The sequence below is a fragment of the Brachybacterium nesterenkovii genome (assembly GCF_900163655.1).
Lineage (GTDB): Bacteria > Actinomycetota > Actinomycetes > Actinomycetales > Dermabacteraceae > Brachybacterium > Brachybacterium nesterenkovii.
This window is the reverse complement of sequence record NZ_FWFG01000069.1, coordinates 45,841-60,736: the sequence shown is the minus strand read 5'-3', so window position 1 is coordinate 60,736 and position 14,896 is coordinate 45,841. Positions and strand designations below refer to the sequence as shown.

At 73.5% G+C, this 14,896-nt stretch carries 14 protein-coding genes and 1 pseudogene; 6 read left to right on the top strand and 9 right to left on the bottom strand.

What is annotated here, in order from left to right; genetic code table 11:
* A pseudogene (locus FM110_RS13810) lies at positions 1–118 on the top strand (IS110 family transposase); the annotation flags it as partial.
* 287 nt (positions 119–405) lie between these two features.
* Here FM110_RS13810 and FM110_RS08715 read toward each other — a convergent pair.
* Genes FM110_RS08715 through FM110_RS08700 form a run of 4 tightly spaced genes read right to left on the bottom strand, consistent with a single transcriptional unit; the run spans position 406 to position 3,550 of the window.
* Complete coding sequence (locus FM110_RS08715; protein ID WP_087104376.1) at positions 406–615, bottom strand: DUF6320 domain-containing protein; 210 nt, start codon at positions 613–615, stop codon at positions 406–408.
* A gap of 15 nt (positions 616–630) precedes the next feature.
* The gene (locus FM110_RS08710) at positions 631–876 is read right to left on the bottom strand and encodes a hypothetical protein (RefSeq protein WP_087104375.1); all 246 of its coding nucleotides are present in this window, start codon (positions 874–876) and stop codon (positions 631–633) included.
* Positions 873–2,480, bottom strand: coding sequence for an alcohol acetyltransferase (locus tag FM110_RS08705; protein WP_234992079.1), 1,608 nt, complete (start codon positions 2,478–2,480; stop codon positions 873–875). The genes FM110_RS08710 and FM110_RS08705 overlap by 4 nt, the downstream gene beginning before the upstream one ends.
* The gene (locus FM110_RS08700; protein WP_087104381.1) at positions 2,477–3,550 is read right to left on the bottom strand and encodes an alpha/beta hydrolase; all 1,074 of its coding nucleotides are present in this window, start codon (positions 3,548–3,550) and stop codon (positions 2,477–2,479) included. The genes FM110_RS08705 and FM110_RS08700 overlap by 4 nt, the downstream gene beginning before the upstream one ends.
* Before the next feature lie 316 nt (positions 3,551–3,866).
* Here FM110_RS08700 and ligA point away from each other — a divergent pair, with 316 nt between their 5' ends.
* Complete coding sequence (ligA, locus tag FM110_RS08695; protein WP_159458025.1) at positions 3,867–6,341, top strand: NAD-dependent DNA ligase LigA; 2,475 nt, start codon at positions 3,867–3,869, stop codon at positions 6,339–6,341.
* Positions 6,331–7,134, top strand: a complete 804-nt coding sequence (locus tag FM110_RS08690; RefSeq protein WP_234992077.1) for a maleylpyruvate isomerase family mycothiol-dependent enzyme — start codon at positions 6,331–6,333, stop codon at positions 7,132–7,134. The genes ligA and FM110_RS08690 overlap by 11 nt, the downstream gene beginning before the upstream one ends.
* A 36-nt stretch (positions 7,135–7,170) precedes the next feature.
* Here FM110_RS08690 and FM110_RS08685 read toward each other — a convergent pair whose 3' ends face one another.
* The 5 genes from FM110_RS08685 to FM110_RS08670 form a co-directional block, all read right to left on the bottom strand.
* On the bottom strand, positions 7,171–7,560 hold the full coding sequence (locus FM110_RS08685; protein ID WP_234992083.1) for a DUF1990 family protein: 390 nt from the start codon (positions 7,558–7,560) through the stop codon (positions 7,171–7,173).
* Positions 7,485–7,781 carry a hypothetical protein gene (locus tag FM110_RS14560; protein ID WP_234992085.1) on the bottom strand — a complete coding sequence of 99 codons (297 nt, stop codon included), beginning with the start codon at positions 7,779–7,781 and terminating at the stop codon, positions 7,485–7,487. Before FM110_RS14560 ends, FM110_RS08685 begins: the two co-directional genes overlap by 76 nt.
* Complete coding sequence (locus tag FM110_RS08680) at positions 7,781–10,045, bottom strand: RecQ family ATP-dependent DNA helicase (RefSeq protein ID WP_087104372.1); 2,265 nt, start codon at positions 10,043–10,045, stop codon at positions 7,781–7,783. The genes FM110_RS14560 and FM110_RS08680 overlap by 1 nt, the downstream gene beginning before the upstream one ends.
* A 99-nt stretch (positions 10,046–10,144) precedes the next feature.
* Positions 10,145–10,957, bottom strand: coding sequence for a rhomboid-like protein (locus FM110_RS08675; protein ID WP_087104371.1), 813 nt, complete (start codon positions 10,955–10,957; stop codon positions 10,145–10,147).
* 115 nt (positions 10,958–11,072) lie between these two features.
* Positions 11,073–11,297, bottom strand: coding sequence for a hypothetical protein (locus FM110_RS08670; RefSeq protein ID WP_087104370.1), 225 nt, complete (start codon positions 11,295–11,297; stop codon positions 11,073–11,075).
* Between the two features lie 135 nt (positions 11,298–11,432).
* On the opposite strand from FM110_RS08670, the gene gatC reads away from it, so the two are divergent.
* From gatC to gatB, 3 genes are read left to right on the top strand one after another with little or no spacing between them, the layout of a single operon-like run.
* A complete protein-coding gene (gene gatC, locus FM110_RS08665; RefSeq protein WP_087104369.1) occupies positions 11,433–11,729 on the top strand; it encodes an Asp-tRNA(Asn)/Glu-tRNA(Gln) amidotransferase subunit GatC in 297 nt (98 codons plus the stop codon).
* Between the two features lie 2 nt (positions 11,730–11,731).
* A complete protein-coding gene (gene gatA / locus FM110_RS08660) occupies positions 11,732–13,258 on the top strand; it encodes an Asp-tRNA(Asn)/Glu-tRNA(Gln) amidotransferase subunit GatA (RefSeq protein ID WP_087104368.1) in 1,527 nt (508 codons plus the stop codon).
* On the top strand, positions 13,255–14,766 hold the full coding sequence (gene gatB, locus FM110_RS08655; RefSeq protein WP_087104367.1) for an Asp-tRNA(Asn)/Glu-tRNA(Gln) amidotransferase subunit GatB: 1,512 nt from the start codon (positions 13,255–13,257) through the stop codon (positions 14,764–14,766). The genes gatA and gatB overlap by 4 nt, the downstream gene beginning before the upstream one ends.
* Positions 14,767–14,896: the final 130 nt, after the last annotated feature.

The window sequence follows — 14,896 nt, the reverse complement described above, 5'->3', positions numbered from 1 at the left end:
CCGTACCGCCGAAGGGCGCACCCTCCGGGAGATCCGTCGCTGCCTCAAGCGCTACCTCGCCCGCGACATCTACCGCCGCCTCAACACCGCCGCTCAGAATGAGCTCACCGGCGCTTGACAGACATAGGAGATTCAACGGCCGACTCGAGCACCTCCGCGGCACCGCGCTGGGCTTCCGCAACCTTGCCCACTACGTCATCCGCGCCCTACTGGACACCGGAGGATTCAGAACCGAACTACACCGTCATCTGTGAAGAGCCGGGGAAGTCCAGGAGAACGTCGCATCGGACGCAGCGATCAAGCGCGTCAGGGCATACGCAACTATGGTTGTGCATCGTCGAGGTCCTTGGTGCGAGCAGAGGTAGAAGTCCGCTCATCATCCGGGACCTCGACGCCTACCACCAGCTACCCCGCACCACCGGCGCACCCACACTCAACTCTGAAGAGCCGGTAGATGGTCGCCACGATCGGGATCGCGTAGCTCAGCGACCAGCGGTGCCAGCCCGTCAGGTAGTCCCCGTAGGCGCTCAGCGCGCACACGAGCGCCACCGTCCACAGTGTCGAGCGGGTCACGCGGCGCCGGGCCCGCACCGCCGCGAGCACGACGAGCCACATGGTGCAGATCCCCAGCTACACCGAGCGGGCGGCCCCGAACAGCTCGGCGCCGCGCCCCAGCAGCAGCTGCGCCGCGAGGGAGACGGCGATGACGCCCAGCGAGACCAGCAGGAGCATCCGCAGCAGGCGCGCCCACGAGGAGGTCAGGGGGACGCTCGGGAACGGGGCGGGCGTCCCGGCACCCACCGTGCTCGCCCCGCACAGCGGGCAGGTCTCCCACGTCCCCTCGATGCGCACGGCGCAGGCGGTGCAGCGGCTCATGCGCCGTCCTGCTGCAGCTCGGCCTCGGTCACGCGCGTCGCGGCGACCGACACGTCGATGCCGCGCGCGGTCAGCATCCGGGTCATCTCGCGCACGTGCGCGGTCTCCACGAACGGGGAGGTGAACGTGATCGTCAGCTCGCCGCCGTGGGAGATCGCGCAGAACTGCGGGCGCACGGCCGAGACCTGGAACGTCATGCGCCGCACGCGGGACTCGGCGGGCTCCGGGAGGACCACGCGGCCCAGGTTCGAGACCGCAATGGTCAGGCGCCGATTCGTCCGGGCGTTGACGATGCGCAGGATCAGATCCTTCAGCGGCCGGGGGATCACGCGCAGCGCGGGGGAGCGCTCGTAGCGGATCAGCGAGCGCAGGCGGACCGCGAGGACGTCGGGCGCCGTCTGGGGCCGAAAGCTCTCCTCGAGCGCCCGGGCCACGGCCCCCGGATCCTCGTCGGGCCCTGCCATCCGATGCGCCAGGCGGATCGTCGCGAAGAAGTTGCGCGCCGAGGTCGAGGGGAAGAACTGGCGCAGGTTCACCGGCACGGACACCGCGAGGGTCCGCGGCCGGCCCGGCCCGCCGTGGGTGCGGTGCACGGCCACCAGGAACAGGGCCGTGAGCAGCATCGTCATGCTCACCCGCTCCTGCTTGGCGAGCGCGAGGACTCCGGCTGCGGGCATCGTCAGCTCGACGCACCGGGGCCGCGCATCGGGGGTGGGGGTGCCGCGCACCCGCAGCACTCGGCGCTCCTCCGCGGCCGGGCACGGCGGCGGCTCCGGGGCGTCCGGGGCCTGCTCGGCGACGGTCAGCGCCGCCGGTGCCGCGGCGCGCGCGAAGGCGTCTGCTGGTGGCGCCGCGGCGGGCGGTGCGCCGGCGGTCGGTGCGCCTGCGGTCGGAGCGTCGGCAGCCGGCCCCGCGATAACGGGATCCTTCCGGCCGCGGCGGCGCCGGAAGTGATGCGCGAAGCTGTCGGCCACCAGGTCATGGGCCGCCGACGGCTCCCGGGGCGTTCCCGCCTCTCCGGTCGAGGCCCCTGCATCGGAGGCTCGAGCTGCGGGGTCCTGGACTGGGGGCGGGGAGGAGGAGCCCTCCGGCGCGGGCGTCGGGCCGCCCTCGAGGCGACGCGCGTACGCATCCAGCAGATCGGTGAGGAACCACAGCGCGCCCGTCCCGTCGGACAGGGCGTGGAAAACCTCGAGACCGATGCGGCGGCGATGGTGGACCACGCGGAACAGCAGACGCGGACGGCGCGGATCATGGATCGGGGCGCACGGATGCTCCCGCTCCGGCGCGACCACGGGGCGCAGCGGACTGTCCTGCAGGTAGTGCCAGAACACGCCGCGGCGCGGCACCGCGTGGTACAGCGGATAGCGGTCGAAGGTCTCGTCCAGCGCCTCCTGCAGCAGGGCGGGGTCGACGTCCGCATCCATCTCGGCCCCGAGGCGGAACACCTTGGGGTCGATGGCGCTGCGGGCCGCCGGGAAGATGTTCGAGGCGTTGTCGAGCCGCACCCAGGGGCGCGGGGCGAGACGGACGGGCGCCCGCCGCCGCGCCGCACGCGCGCCGCCGCCGGTGTCCGCGCCTGTGGCGCCACCCGGCTCCGTCACTGCGGCTCCGCCGATGATCGGGACTCGGCACCGTTCGTGCCCGTTCCCGTGCTCGCTGCGGCACCGCTGTCCCCTGCGCTGCTCTCCTCGGCGGTGCTGTCACCGGCGGCGATGTCCTCCTCGAGGAACGCCTCGATCGCGCCATAGCCCTCCCGCAGCGAGCGCGAGAATCGCGGCAGCGCGATGAAGCCGTGGAGCGCGCCCGCCACGCGGTGCGTGCGGACCGGCACCCCGGCGTCCGCGAGCGCCGCCGCGTAGGCCTCGCCCTCATCGCACAGCAGGTCCAGCTCCGCGGTGACGACGAGCGTCGCTGGCTGACCGCGCAGATCCGCGGCGTGCAGGGGAGCCACGAGCTCGTCGCGCCGCCGGGCCGGATCCGGCACGTACATCTCCAGGTAGTCCTGGATCTCGGCGGCGGTGAGCCGATAGTCCGCGCCGTGGCGGCGCACCGACTCGTGCGGCGAGGTCGCCGGATCGTGGTCATCGCCCGTGACCGGGTACAGCAGGATCTGACGACGCACCCCGCGATGCCCCTCCCGCGCGAGCACCAGCGACGTGCACGCCGCCAGGTTCCCGCCCGCGCTGTCGCCCACGAGCACGATGTCCCGCGCATCCGCCAGGCCGGCGCGCTCCGGCTCGTCGAGCAGCAGGCACGTCACCCGCACGCAGTCCTCGAGACCCGCCGGGAACGGGTGCTCGGGCGCGAGGCGGTAGTCCACGGAGGCGACGACGCAGCCGGTGAGGTCCGCCATCGTCGCGCAGGCGGGGGTGTAGCTCTCGATGTCCCCGGTGACCCAGCCGCCGCCGTGGAGGAACAGCAGCACCTCGTCGCGGCGCCGCTCGCGCGGGGAGAAGATCCGCACCGGGATGTCATGGCCGTCATCCGCCGAGCGGATCGTGCGGTCCAGGAACCGGTAGCGCGGCAGCGGGCGGCGGGCGAGGCGCCGCTGGAAGCGCCGCACCCGCGGATAGTCCTCACGCATGTCCAGGCGCGGGGCGCTGACCATCCGCAGCGCGGCGCGCGCGACCGGGTTGGTGAGGCCGCGACGACGAAGCGCATCCGGGGGCATGGGCATGGCCACCACTCTAGGGGAAGGGGCCGCGGTGCCCGTCGGATGCGGCCGCCGCGCCGGGCCGATCCGCTGTCGGACAGGGGATGGACACGCTCTCCGACCAGCGGATCGGGCGCCGTCCTCGATCGTCGGGGAGATGGGGAACAATGTGCCTGTGAGCGCGCAGAACCTCCCCGATCCCGGCAATGCCGAGGCCACGCCCGACCCCGCCGTCGCAGCCGTCGACGCCGCTGCGGAGAGCCCCGTGCCGGGTGCCCCCGCGACCGACGCCGCCCGCGCCGAGCACTCCGAGGCCAGCGCCCCCCAGGAGCGCATGGCCGAGCTGATCGGCCGCATCGAGCAGGCCCGGGCCGACTACTACGACGGGCACCCGACCATCACGGACGGCGAGTACGACGAGCTCGAGCAGGAGTTGCGCGCCCTCGAGGCCGCCAACCCCCAGCTCGCCCGCGACGATTCCCCCACGCAGACCGTCGGCGGCGGCGTCGCCGCCGGTTTCGCCCCCGTCACCCACCTCGAGCGGATGCTCAGCCTCGACAACGCGTTCAGCGTCGAGGAGGTCGACGCCTGGGCCGCCCGCGTGCACGAGGGCCTCGGGGAGGGCGCGCAGGTCCGCTACCTCACCGAGCTCAAGATCGACGGCCTCGCGATCGACCTCGTCTACGAGAACGGGGAGCTGGTGCGCGCCGCCACCCGCGGCGACGGCCGCGTGGGCGAGGACGTCACCGCCAACGTCCGCACCATCGCCAATGTCCCCGAGCGCCTGGCCACCGACGACCCGCCGGCCGTGCTGGAGGTCCGCGGCGAGGTCTTCTACCCCAGCGCCGAGTTCGCCGAGCTCAACGCCCAGCGCCGCGAGGCCGGCCGCGCGGAGTTCGCCAACCCGCGCAACACCGCGACCGGCTCGCTGCGCCAGAAGGACCCCGCCGTCACGGCCTCGCGCGCGCTCGCCGTCCACGTCCACGGCGTCGGCGTCCACGAGGGCGTCGAGCTCGCCTCCCAGTCCGAGGTGTACGCGCAGCTGGAGGCGTGGGGCCTGCCCGTGTCCCCGTACACGAAGGTGCTCGACGACCTCGCGGCCGTCCGGGCGTACATCGAGGAGAACGGGCAGCGCCGTCATTCCCTCGTGCACGAGATCGACGGGATCGTCATCAAGGTCGACTCCTTCGCCCAGCAGCGCCGTCTGGGCGCCACGAGCCGGGCACCGCGCTGGGCGATCGCCTTCAAGTTCCCGCCCGAGGAGGTCACGACCAAGCTCCTGGACATCGCCGTGAACGTCGGGCGCACGGGCCGCGTCACCCCCTACGGCGTGATGGAGCCCGTCAAGGTCGCCGGTTCGACCGTCGCGATGGCCACCCTGCACAACCAGTTCGACGTCGAGCGCAAGGGCGTCCTCATCGGCGACACGATCGTCCTGCGCAAGGCCGGGGACGTGATCCCGGAGATCCTGGGCCCCGTCGAGGCCCTGCGTGACGGCACCGAGCGCCCCTTCGTGATGCCGAAGGACTGCCCCGCCTGCGGGACGGAGATCCGGCCCGAGAAGGAGGGCGACAAGGACTGGCGCTGCCCGAACGCCCGGAGCTGTCCTGCCCAGGTGACCGGGCGCATCGAGCATGCGGCCTCCCGCGGCGCCTTCGACATCGAGTCCCTCGGCGAGGAGGGCGCGATCGCCCTGACCGACCCCGACCGCCGCCGCGTCGAGGCGCTCGCGGCCCTGCGCGCCGGGCACAGCCTCCGCTTGCCCGTCCGCGAGGCCGCGGACACCGAGCTCGACTCCTTCACCGTGCTCAAGAACGGGCAGGAGAGCACGGGCGGGGACGGCGTGCCCCTGCTGCGCATCACCTCCGAGGATGACCCGCTGCTGCCCGCCCCGCAACTCCCCGTCGTCACGACCGGCGCGAACCTGTTCGACCTGACGCCCGAGCAGCTGCGCGACGTGGTGGTCTACCAGCCGGAGAAGCGCGACGGCGAGCCGACGGGGGACTGGCGCGTCCAGCCGGCGTTCTGGTCGCGCGGCACCTGGCGCTACTACAAGACGAAGAAGGCCTGGGCGCGCACCGCCGAGCCCGCGCCGCTGAAGAACACCGAGGTGCTGATCTCCGAGCTCGACAAGGCCAAGGGCCAGCCCCTGTGGCGCGTGCTCGTGGCCCTGTCGATCCGGCACGTCGGCCCGGCGGCCGCGCGCTCGCTGGCCACCGCCTACGGCTCGATGGACGCGATCCGGGAGGCGAGCGTCGAGGAGCTCGCCGGCACCGACGGCGTCGGCCCGATCATCGCCGAGGCGGTGCACGAGTGGTTCTCCGTCGACTGGCATCGCGAGCTCATCGACGCCTGGGCGGCGTCCGGGGTCCGCATGGCGGATGACGTCGCCGAGGGCTTCGTGCGCACGCTCGAGGGGGTCACCGTGGTGGTCACCGGCGGCCTCGAGGGCTACACGCGCGACGGCGCCAAGGAGGCGATCATCTCCCGCGGCGGCAAGGCCGCCGGCTCCGTCTCGAAGAAGACGGACTTCGTGGTGGTCGGAGAGAACGCCGGCTCCAAGGCCGACAAGGCCCGCGACCTGGGGCTGGCGATCCTCGACGAGGCCGGCTTCACGGCCCTGCTCGAGGGCGGGCCCGCGGCGGTCGGCGCCGCCGATGACGATGACGGGGATGCCGGGCAGAGCACGGCGGGGGCTGAGGCCGACACCGAGGGCGGCGCGGACGACGCCCAGCCTGCGGAGAGCGGCCAGTCCACCGAGAGCGCCCAGCCGACCGAGAGCAGCGAGGAGGGGACCGATGGCGCCTGACGAGAGCACCCCGCGATCCGACGGGCCCGCGTCTCGCGCCGACGGGCCTGCGTCTCGCGCCGACGGGCCTGCGCCTCGCGCCGACGGATCCGCGGCGCGGCGCCGGGCGGCGGTCGAGCCCGCGCGCGACACGCTGCTGACCCCGATCGTGCTCATGACCCCGGCGGAGCTGTGGCAGGCGACGATCGCGGAGCGCCACGCGCTGGCTGCCCAGCTGGAGGGCCTGGACCCGGACGCGTGGTCGACCCCGACGCAGTGCCCCGGCTGGGATGTCGAGGATCAGCTGGCGCACCTCACCGCCGCCGCGCTCACGACCCGCGGCGCCTGGATGCGGTCGATGGCGCTCGCGCGGCTGCGCCCCGAGGTGCACAACGCTCGCCGGATTGCCCAGCATCGCGGCGTCGACGGCCCCGACACCCTGCGGAAGTTCCAGGCGGCGATCGAGGCGCGCATCGCGCCGACCGATGACGTCGCCCCCTACCTCGGGGAGGTGGTGGTCCACGGCGAGGACATCCGCGAGGCGCTGGGCCTGGAATCGAGGCACGAGATCTGGGCGCTGACCGCTGTCGCCGACTTCTACTGGGCGCGCGACTTCGCCGTGCCCAGCCGTACGCTGTCGCGCGGCCTGCACCTGGTGGCCGAGGACGGCCCCTTCGAGGCCGGCGCCGGCCCCCTCATCGAGGGACCGACGCTCGCGTTCGTCATGGCGATGGCCGGACGCCGCAGCCACCTCGACCAGCTCCGCGGACCCGGCGCGGCCCAGCTGCGGATGCGCATCGAGCGGGGGATCTGAGGCGGGCTGAGGCGACGGGACTCCTGGGTCCCGCTCTCAGCGCAGTCCGATGAAGGGATCGCCCGGGGCGGCGGTGCCGAGGGCCCGCAGGTAGCGGTCCGTCATCCGATCCTGCGGCACGTCGAGCAGGGGCGCACCGAGTCGCGTGAACCAGGTCCCCGGGCGCGAGACGGCACTGACCGTGAAGCGCACCGTGCCGTCCTCCTCGCGGCGGAGCACGAAGGACTCGATGCCTGTATCGGGGTGCCCCGGGAGCGTCGCGTAGGCGAAGCCGCGGCGATCCGGCTCCTCGATGAGCTCGAGGACGCGGCACGGGATCCGGAAGCGGAAGGACCAGGGGCCCAGGCGCATCAGCACGACGGTTCCCGGGCGAGCGGAGCATCGGACGCGGCGACCTGCAGGCCGGAGCGCAGCTGCACCGCCCAGCTCAGCAGCTCGCGCTCGAGAGCTTCGAGGTCGGTCCTGTCCAGAACGGCGGAGCGGGAGAACCGTCGCCATCCGCGGGGCAGCGGGACATGCGGGTCGAGGGTGCCGGTGCTGACGTCGTGGGGGACGGACGCAGCGAGCGCTGTCAGGCGGTCGATGTCCCTCGGAGGCAGCTGCTCCAGAGCTCGGTGAGGCGCACGGTGCGCCGGTCCGCGGCTCATCACCCCTTCAGCGCCAGCGCGAGCGGCAGCACCGGACCCGCGCCGGCGCGGCGCAGGGCGCGGGCGGCGATCGTCATGGTCCAGCGGGAGTCGATGCGGTCGTCGACCAGGAGGATCGGCGCCCCGTCGAGGGCGCGCAGGCGCTCGGCGAGCTGCGGTCCGACGGTGAAGCGCGCCCAGAGGTCGGCCACGCGGAAGGCGCTGTTGCCGCCCGAGCGCAGCGGCTGCGCATCGGGCGCGAGGTCCAGGGCGCCGAGATCCTCGAGCCGACCGACGGTCGCGATGCCCTGGGCGAGGGACCGCACCAGCTGCGGGCGGGTGGTCGAGGGGACCGCGACCACGGCGGCCGGCCGTTGCGCCCAGTCCCACTCCTTCAGGACCTCGACGATCCGGCCTCCCAGATCGGCAGGGACGAGGCTGTCCACGGGGCGGCCGTCCGCATCGGTCGCGAGGACCTCGCGCAGGCGCGTCCCCCATCCCAGATCGGACAGGCGCGCGAGCGCGTGCCCCGTCTCCGCTCGCTCGCCCTCGGGGATCCTCCCCTTGGGCGCCGGGCCCTCGAGCGCGGGCAGACGGAGGCGGTCGAGGCCCTGGGGCCACTGCGCGCGCGGCTCGACGGGCACGCCGACGCGCTGCAGGAGGGCGGCGACCTCGCTCCCGGCGCCATCGGGGGCGCCGTCCGCCCCGTTCGAGCCCCCGGCCGCGCCATGCTCGGGATACCAGGCCGAGGCGCACACATCGCAGCGGCCGCAGGGAGTGGCGGTCGCGTCGTCCAGGCGCCGGGCCAGGAACACCATCCGGCACTGCTCGGGATCGGCCGCGACGGCCTCCGGGCCGCGTCCTCCGGAGCCCAGCCGCTCGTAGGCGAGCATCGCGTCCTGCTCCTCGCGGCGGGTCCGGGCGACGTTCGCGTAGCGCTCGGCGTCATACGTCCACGGGGCGCCGGTGGACACCCAGCCTCCGCGCACGGCCTCGAGCGCCCCATCGACGGCGAGCACCTTCAGCAGCAGCTCGAGCGCCGAGCGCTTGACGTCCACCCGGGCCTCGAGCGCCGGCGTCGACAGCGGCCCCTCGGCGCGGGCGAGGGCGTCGAGCACGGCGCGGGCGGACTCCTCGCTGGGCATCGACGCGGTCGCGAAGTACTCCCAGATGCGGCGGTCCTCCTTCCCCGGGAGCAGGAGGACATCGGCGGTGTCGGTCGCGCGGCCCGCGCGGCCCACCTGCTGGTAGTAGGCCACCGGCGAGCTCGGGGCGCCCAGGTGGATGACGAAGCCGAGGTCCGGCTTGTCGAAGCCCATGCCCAGCGCGGAGGTCGCCGCGAGGGCCTTGACCTCGTTGTCCTTGAGGGCCTGCTCGAGCTCGGCCCGCTCCTGTGAGTCCGTGCGCCCGGTGTACGCGCGCACGCGCCGCCCGGGCCGGTCCAGCAGCTGGGCCAGGTCCTGCGCGGCGGAGACCGTGAGCGTATAGATGATCCCGGAGCCCTCGAACTCGTCGAGGTGGCGCACCAGGTACTCGAGACGGGAGCGGTCGTCGGGCAGGGACAGGCAGCCGAGCCGGAGGGAGTCGCGCGTGAGGGGGCCGCGCAGCGTGAGCACCTCGCTGCCGTCGGTCCCGAGCTGCTCGGCCACGTCCGCGACCACGCGACCGTTGGCCGTGGCCGTCGTCGCGAGCACCGGGACGCCCGGGCCGAGCGTCGCCACGAGGTCCCGCAGGCGCCGGTAGTCGGGCCGGAAGTCGTGGCCCCAGTCGGAGATGCAATGAGCCTCGTCGATCACCAGCAGCCCGCACCTGCCGATCAGCCGCGGCAGCTGCTCATCGCGGAAGCGCGGGTTGACCAGGCGCTCCGGGGAGACCAGCAGGACGTCGACGTCATCGGCCGCGAGCCGCTGCTCGATGAGCGCCCATTCGGTCGGATTGGCCGAGTTGATGGCCTCGGCCCGCACCCCCGCGCGCGAGGCCGCGGCGACCTGATCGCGCATGAGCGCCAGCAGGGGCGAGACGATGAGCGCCGGCCCCGCGCCCCGGCGGCGCTGCAGCAGCGCGGCCAGGAAGTAGACGGCGGACTTGCCCCAGCCCGTGCGCTGGACCACGAGGGCGCGCCGACGCTCGGCGACGAGCGCCTCGATCGCCTCGAACTGGCCGGGATGGAACTGGGCATCCGCGCGCCCGGTGAGCGCGCGCAGGGCCTCGAGGGCCTCGGCATGCAGGTCGCCGGAAGCGCCCGACGCGGGGCTCGGGGAGGCGGGAGGTCGCGTGATGTCCATGGCCCCGAGTCTGTCAGGTGCCTGCGACGAACGAGGCGCTCCCGCGCGACGGGGGAGAACCGGGGCATGGGGAGGAATCGCGGCCGCTCTCAGGCGCTCTCAGGCGGGCGCGAGCGCGTCGGCAGCGAGCGGAGCAGGCGGGCCGTCGGCCCGCGACGGGCGCCACAGGTCGAGGATCGAGCGCCCGCCCCGGACGCGCTCGCGCACCCCGGGTGTGCGGGTGATGGGGAACAGCGCGAGCCCCACCAGCACCGCCGCCGCATGGCCGCGCGCCGTGAACCCGGTCCCCTCGATGGCGCCGTAGACCACCACCGCGGCCAGGGTCGCGCCCAGCAGCACGCGGCTCCACCCGCGCAGACGGTGCACGAGCAGCGCGGCCAGCGCCATGAAGCCGTAGCTCGCTCCCGTGTCCTCCACGTTCCACAGGGAGGCGGGCGCGTGCAGCCAGGTCACGTGCACCCACACATCGAGCGCCGCCAGCCCGGTCGCCAGGACATGCCCGGTCACGAACACCGCGATCGTGCGCGCCGAGCCGAGCCAGCGCTCCGCCGGTGCCAGCAGCATCGCGAACAGGGCGATCCAGGCCAGCAGCTCGCCGCGCGTGACGAAGAAGGCCGAGCGGACCAGCACGCGGACCGGGTTCTCGGTGAGATGGCGCAGGTTCGTCGACTGCGCGGCGATGAACGCCTCGCGCAGCTCGGTGGGCATGCCCAGCAGCGTCCAGGTCGTGATCCCGAGGACGCCCAGGTAGACGAACGTCGCCGGCGCGCTGCGCACGTACCAGCGGATCGTGCTGCCGTGCCGCGTCCAGAAGCGCTGCAGCGGCCGCGTCGGGGGCGCGGACGTCGCGAGCGACACGATCAGGAGCACCGCGGCCGCGAGCGCCCCGTTCCACGCGAGCTGTCGGATCACGGCGTCATCGTACGGCCGCGGGGTCCCGCCTCATCCCACGGGCAGGTCGCGCGCAGGCGCCAGGTGCGAGCGTCCGCCCCGGGGGCCGAGCGGGCCGCGGGGCGGACGACAGGGGTCAGGCCTCGTCGGAGCTGGAGTCCTCGGCCGCGTCGCCGCTGCGGGTCTGCTTGAGCCGGTCGCGGGTGGACTCGTCGTCGTGCAGCGGATTCTCCTTGGTCGCGAGCGCGGCGCGCATGCGCTTCTCGAGCTCCTGCACCTCGCGCAGGCGCGGGTCGTCCGACGGGGTCTCGTCATCCGAGGGGTCGTGGGACATGTAGTCGATGTTCGGGTCGACCGACATGGTCGGCTCCTTCCTGACCGGCGGGGACCGGTGCGCGAGGTCGATGGGAGGTCGCCGGCAGGCGGCCCCGGAGGGCGTCTCACCGAGGTACGGTGACCGTGCTCACAGACTACCGGGACGGGTACGATCGTGCGCATGCCAGCGATCGGACGAGAAGACGTCGCACGCCTCGCCGACCTCGCACGGATCCAGCTCAGCGATGACGAGATCTCCCGGTTCGCCGGCGAGTTCGACGCCATCATGGACGCTGTCGCCTCCGTGTCCGAGGTCGCCTCGCAGGACGTGCCCGCCACCAGCCACCCCCTTCCCCTGACCAACGTGTTCCGCGAGGACGTCGTCACCGACACCCTCACGCAGGAGCAGGCGCTGTCCGGGGCCCCCGACGCCAAGGACGGCCGCTTCGCCGTCCCGCAGATCCTGGGGGAGGAGTGACCATGAACAGCCCCGCTTCCGGCTCCGCCGACCTCACCCGCCTGTCCGCGGCCGCGATGGCCGCCGCGATGGCCGACGGCTCCGCCTCCGCGGAGGAGATCGCCCGCGCCCACCTCGCGCGCATCGCCGACGTCGACGGCGAGCTCAACGCCTTCCTCCACGTCAGCGAGGACGACGCCCTGGCCACGGCCCGCGACGTCGACGCCCGCCGCGCCGCCGGCGAGGAGCTGCATCCGCTGGCCGGCGTGCCCGTCGCCGTCAAGGACGTCGTCGTGACCGCCGGCATGCCCACCACGGCCGGCTCCCGCATCCTCGAGGGCTGGATCCCGCCGTACGACGCGACGCTCGTCGAGCGCCTGCGCGCGGCGCGCATGCCCATCCTCGGCAAGACCAACATGGACGAGTTCGCGATGGGCTCGTCCACCGAGACCAGCGCCTACGGCCCCACCCGCAACCCGTGGGACACCGACCGCATCCCCGGCGGCTCCGGCGGCGGCTCCTCCGCGGCCGTGGCCGCCTTCGAGGCGCCGCTGGCGATCGGCACCGACACCGGCGGCTCGATCCGCCAGCCCGGCGCCGTCACCGGCACCGTCGGCATGAAGCCCACCTACGGCTCCGTCTCGCGCTACGGCCTCATCGCGATGGCCTCCTCGCTCGACCAGGCGGGCCCCGTGACCCGCACCGTCGAGGACGCCGCGCTGCTGCACGAGGTCATCGGCGGCCACGACGTGCGCGACTCGACGTCGCTGGACGGCGGCTTCGCCTCGTTCACCGAGGCCGCGCGCCTGCGGGACGTCAAGGGCCTGCGCATCGGCGTGATCGAGGAGCTCGAGGGCGAGGGCTTCGCCCCCGAGGTCCGCGCCCGCTTCACCGAGTCCCTCGCCCTGCTCGAGCAGGCGGGCGCGGAGATCGTCCGCGTGTCCTGCCCGAACTTCCGCTACGCGCTGGGCGCCTACTACCTGATCATGCCGTCGGAGGCCTCGAGCAACCTGGCCAAGTTCGACGGCATGCGCTTCGGCCTGCGCGTGGTCCCCGAGGACCACCCCACCGCGGAGTCCGTCATGAAGGCCACCCGCGGCCAGGGCTTCGGCGCGGAGGTCAAGCGCCGCATCCTGCTGGGCACCTACGCCCTGAGCGCCGGCTACTACGACGCCTACTACGGCAGCGCCCAGAAGGTCCGCACGCTCGTGCAGCGCGATTTCGCCGCGGCCTTCGAGAGCGTCGACGTGATGGCCTCGCCCACGGCGCCGACGGTCGCCTTCCGCGTCGGCGAGAAGGTCGACGATCCGATGGCGATGTACATGAACGACATCGCCACCATCCCCGCGAACCTCGCGGGCACCCCCGGCATCTCCATCCCCTCCGGCCTGGCCGAGGACGGCCTGCCCGCCGGGATCCAGTTCCTCGCCCCGGCGCAGGCCGATGACCGCCTGTACCGGGTGGGCGGCGCCCTCGAGGCGCTGCTCGAGGACTCCTGGGGCGGCCCCTTCCTGGACCGCGCCCCCGAGCTGAAGGGAGCGGGCAAGTGACCGCTGCAGACACCCTCGTCCCCTTTGACGACGCGACCGACCGCTACGACCCGGTCCTGGGCATCGAGGTCCACGTCGAGCTCGGCACCGCCACCAAGATGTTCGACGGCGCGCCGAACATCTTCGCCGCGGAGCCGAACACGGCCATCACCCCGGTGTCCCTGGGCCTGCCCGGCACGCTGCCGGTGGTCAACGCCAAGGCCGTCGAGTACGCGATCCGCATCGGCCTCGCGCTGAACTGCGAGATCGCCGAGTCCTGCCGCTTCGCGCGCAAGCAGTACTTCTACCCGGACCTCACGAAGAACTTCCAGACCTCGCAGTACGACGAGCCGATCGCGCACGACGGCTTCATCGACGTCGAGCTCGAGGATGGGGAGGTCTTCCGCGTGGAGATCGAGCGCGCGCACATGGAGGAGGACGCGGGCAAGAACACCCACGTCGGCGGCTCCACCGGCCGCATCCACGGCGCCACGCACTCCCTCGTCGACTACAACCGCGCGGGCGTCCCGCTCGTGGAGATCGTGACCCGGCCCATCACGGGCACCGGGAAGCGCACCCCCGAGGTCGCCGCCGCGTATGTGCGGACCCTGCGCGACATCTTCCGGGCGCTCGACGTGTCGGAGGCCCGCATGGAGCGCGGCAACGTGCGCGCCGACGTCAACGTGTCGCTGCGCGCGAATCCGGAGGCGCCGCTCGGCACCCGCTCGGAGACCAAGAACGTCAACTCCTTCCGCTCGATCGAGAAGACGGTCCGCTACGAGATCTCCCGCCACGCCGGGATCCTCGACGAGGGCGGCAGCGTGGTCCAGGAGACCCGTCACTTCCACGAGGAGGACGGCTCCACGAGCTCGGGCCGCATGAAGTCCGATGCGGAGGACTACCGCTACTTCCCCGAGCCCGACCTCGTGCCCGTGGCCCCGAGCCGCGAGTGGGTCGAGGAGATCCGCTCGTCCCTGCCGGAGCTGCCGGCGGCCCGTCGCCGTCGCCTGCTGGGGGAGTGGGGCTTCACCGATCTCGAGATGCGCGACGCCACCAACGCCGGCGCCCTCGACCCCATCGAGCAGACCGTCGCCGCCGGTGCGAGCGCCCAGAGCGCCCGCAAGTGGTGGATGGGCGAGCTGGCCCGTACGGCGCGCGAGCAGGACGTCGAGCTCGACGCCCTGGCCGTGACCCCGGCACAGGTGGCCCAGCTGCAGAAGCTGATCGACGACAAGAAGATCAACGACAAGATCGCGCGCACCGTGCTGGGCAAGGTCCTGGCGGGCGAGGGCGACCCCGCGGCGATCGTCGAGGCCGAGGGCCTCGCCGTCGTCTCCGACGACTCGGTGCTGACCGCGGCCGTGGACCAGGCGCTCGCCGACAACCCCGACGTGGTCGCCAAGATCCAGGGCGGCAAGGTGCAGGCGATCGGCGCCCTCATCGGCCCGATCATGAAGGCCACCCGGGGCCAGGCCGACGCCGGTCGCGTGCGGGAGATCATCCTCGAGAAGGTCGACGTCGAGGGCTGACACTGCCGAGGCCGGGCTCCGCGCACCGGCGACCCTGACGACGGGCCCCTGCCATACGGCAGGGGCCCGTCGTCGTGCGCGGCCCGGGCCCCGCGACCCGGGGAGCGCTCGTGCGTCTCCGTGCGACCTC

What these genes read in the sequence shown, in the direction of transcription:
- FM110_RS08715 (WP_087104376.1), bottom strand. Translation starts at nt 615, where the DNA reads ATGTGGCTCGTCGTGCTCGCGGCGGTGCGGGCCCGGCGCCGCGTGACC.
- FM110_RS08710 (WP_087104375.1), bottom strand. Translation starts at nt 876, where the DNA reads ATGAGCCGCTGCACCGCCTGCGCCGTGCGCATCGAGGGGACGTGGGAG.
- FM110_RS08700 (WP_087104381.1), bottom strand. Translation starts at nt 3,550, where the DNA reads ATGCCCCCGGATGCGCTTCGTCGTCGCGGCCTCACCAACCCGGTCGCG.
- ligA (WP_159458025.1), top strand. Translation starts at nt 3,867, where the DNA reads ATGGCCGAGCTGATCGGCCGCATCGAGCAGGCCCGGGCCGACTACTAC.
- FM110_RS08690 (WP_234992077.1), top strand. Translation starts at nt 6,331, where the DNA reads ATGGCGCCTGACGAGAGCACCCCGCGATCCGACGGGCCCGCGTCTCGC.
- FM110_RS14560 (WP_234992085.1), bottom strand. Translation starts at nt 7,781, where the DNA reads ATGAGCCGCGGACCGGCGCACCGTGCGCCTCACCGAGCTCTGGAGCAG.
- FM110_RS08680 (WP_087104372.1), bottom strand. Translation starts at nt 10,045, where the DNA reads ATGGACATCACGCGACCTCCCGCCTCCCCGAGCCCCGCGTCGGGCGCT.
- FM110_RS08670 (WP_087104370.1), bottom strand. Translation starts at nt 11,297, where the DNA reads ATGTCGGTCGACCCGAACATCGACTACATGTCCCACGACCCCTCGGAT.
- gatC (WP_087104369.1), top strand. Translation starts at nt 11,433, where the DNA reads ATGCCAGCGATCGGACGAGAAGACGTCGCACGCCTCGCCGACCTCGCA.
- gatA (WP_087104368.1), top strand. Translation starts at nt 11,732, where the DNA reads ATGAACAGCCCCGCTTCCGGCTCCGCCGACCTCACCCGCCTGTCCGCG.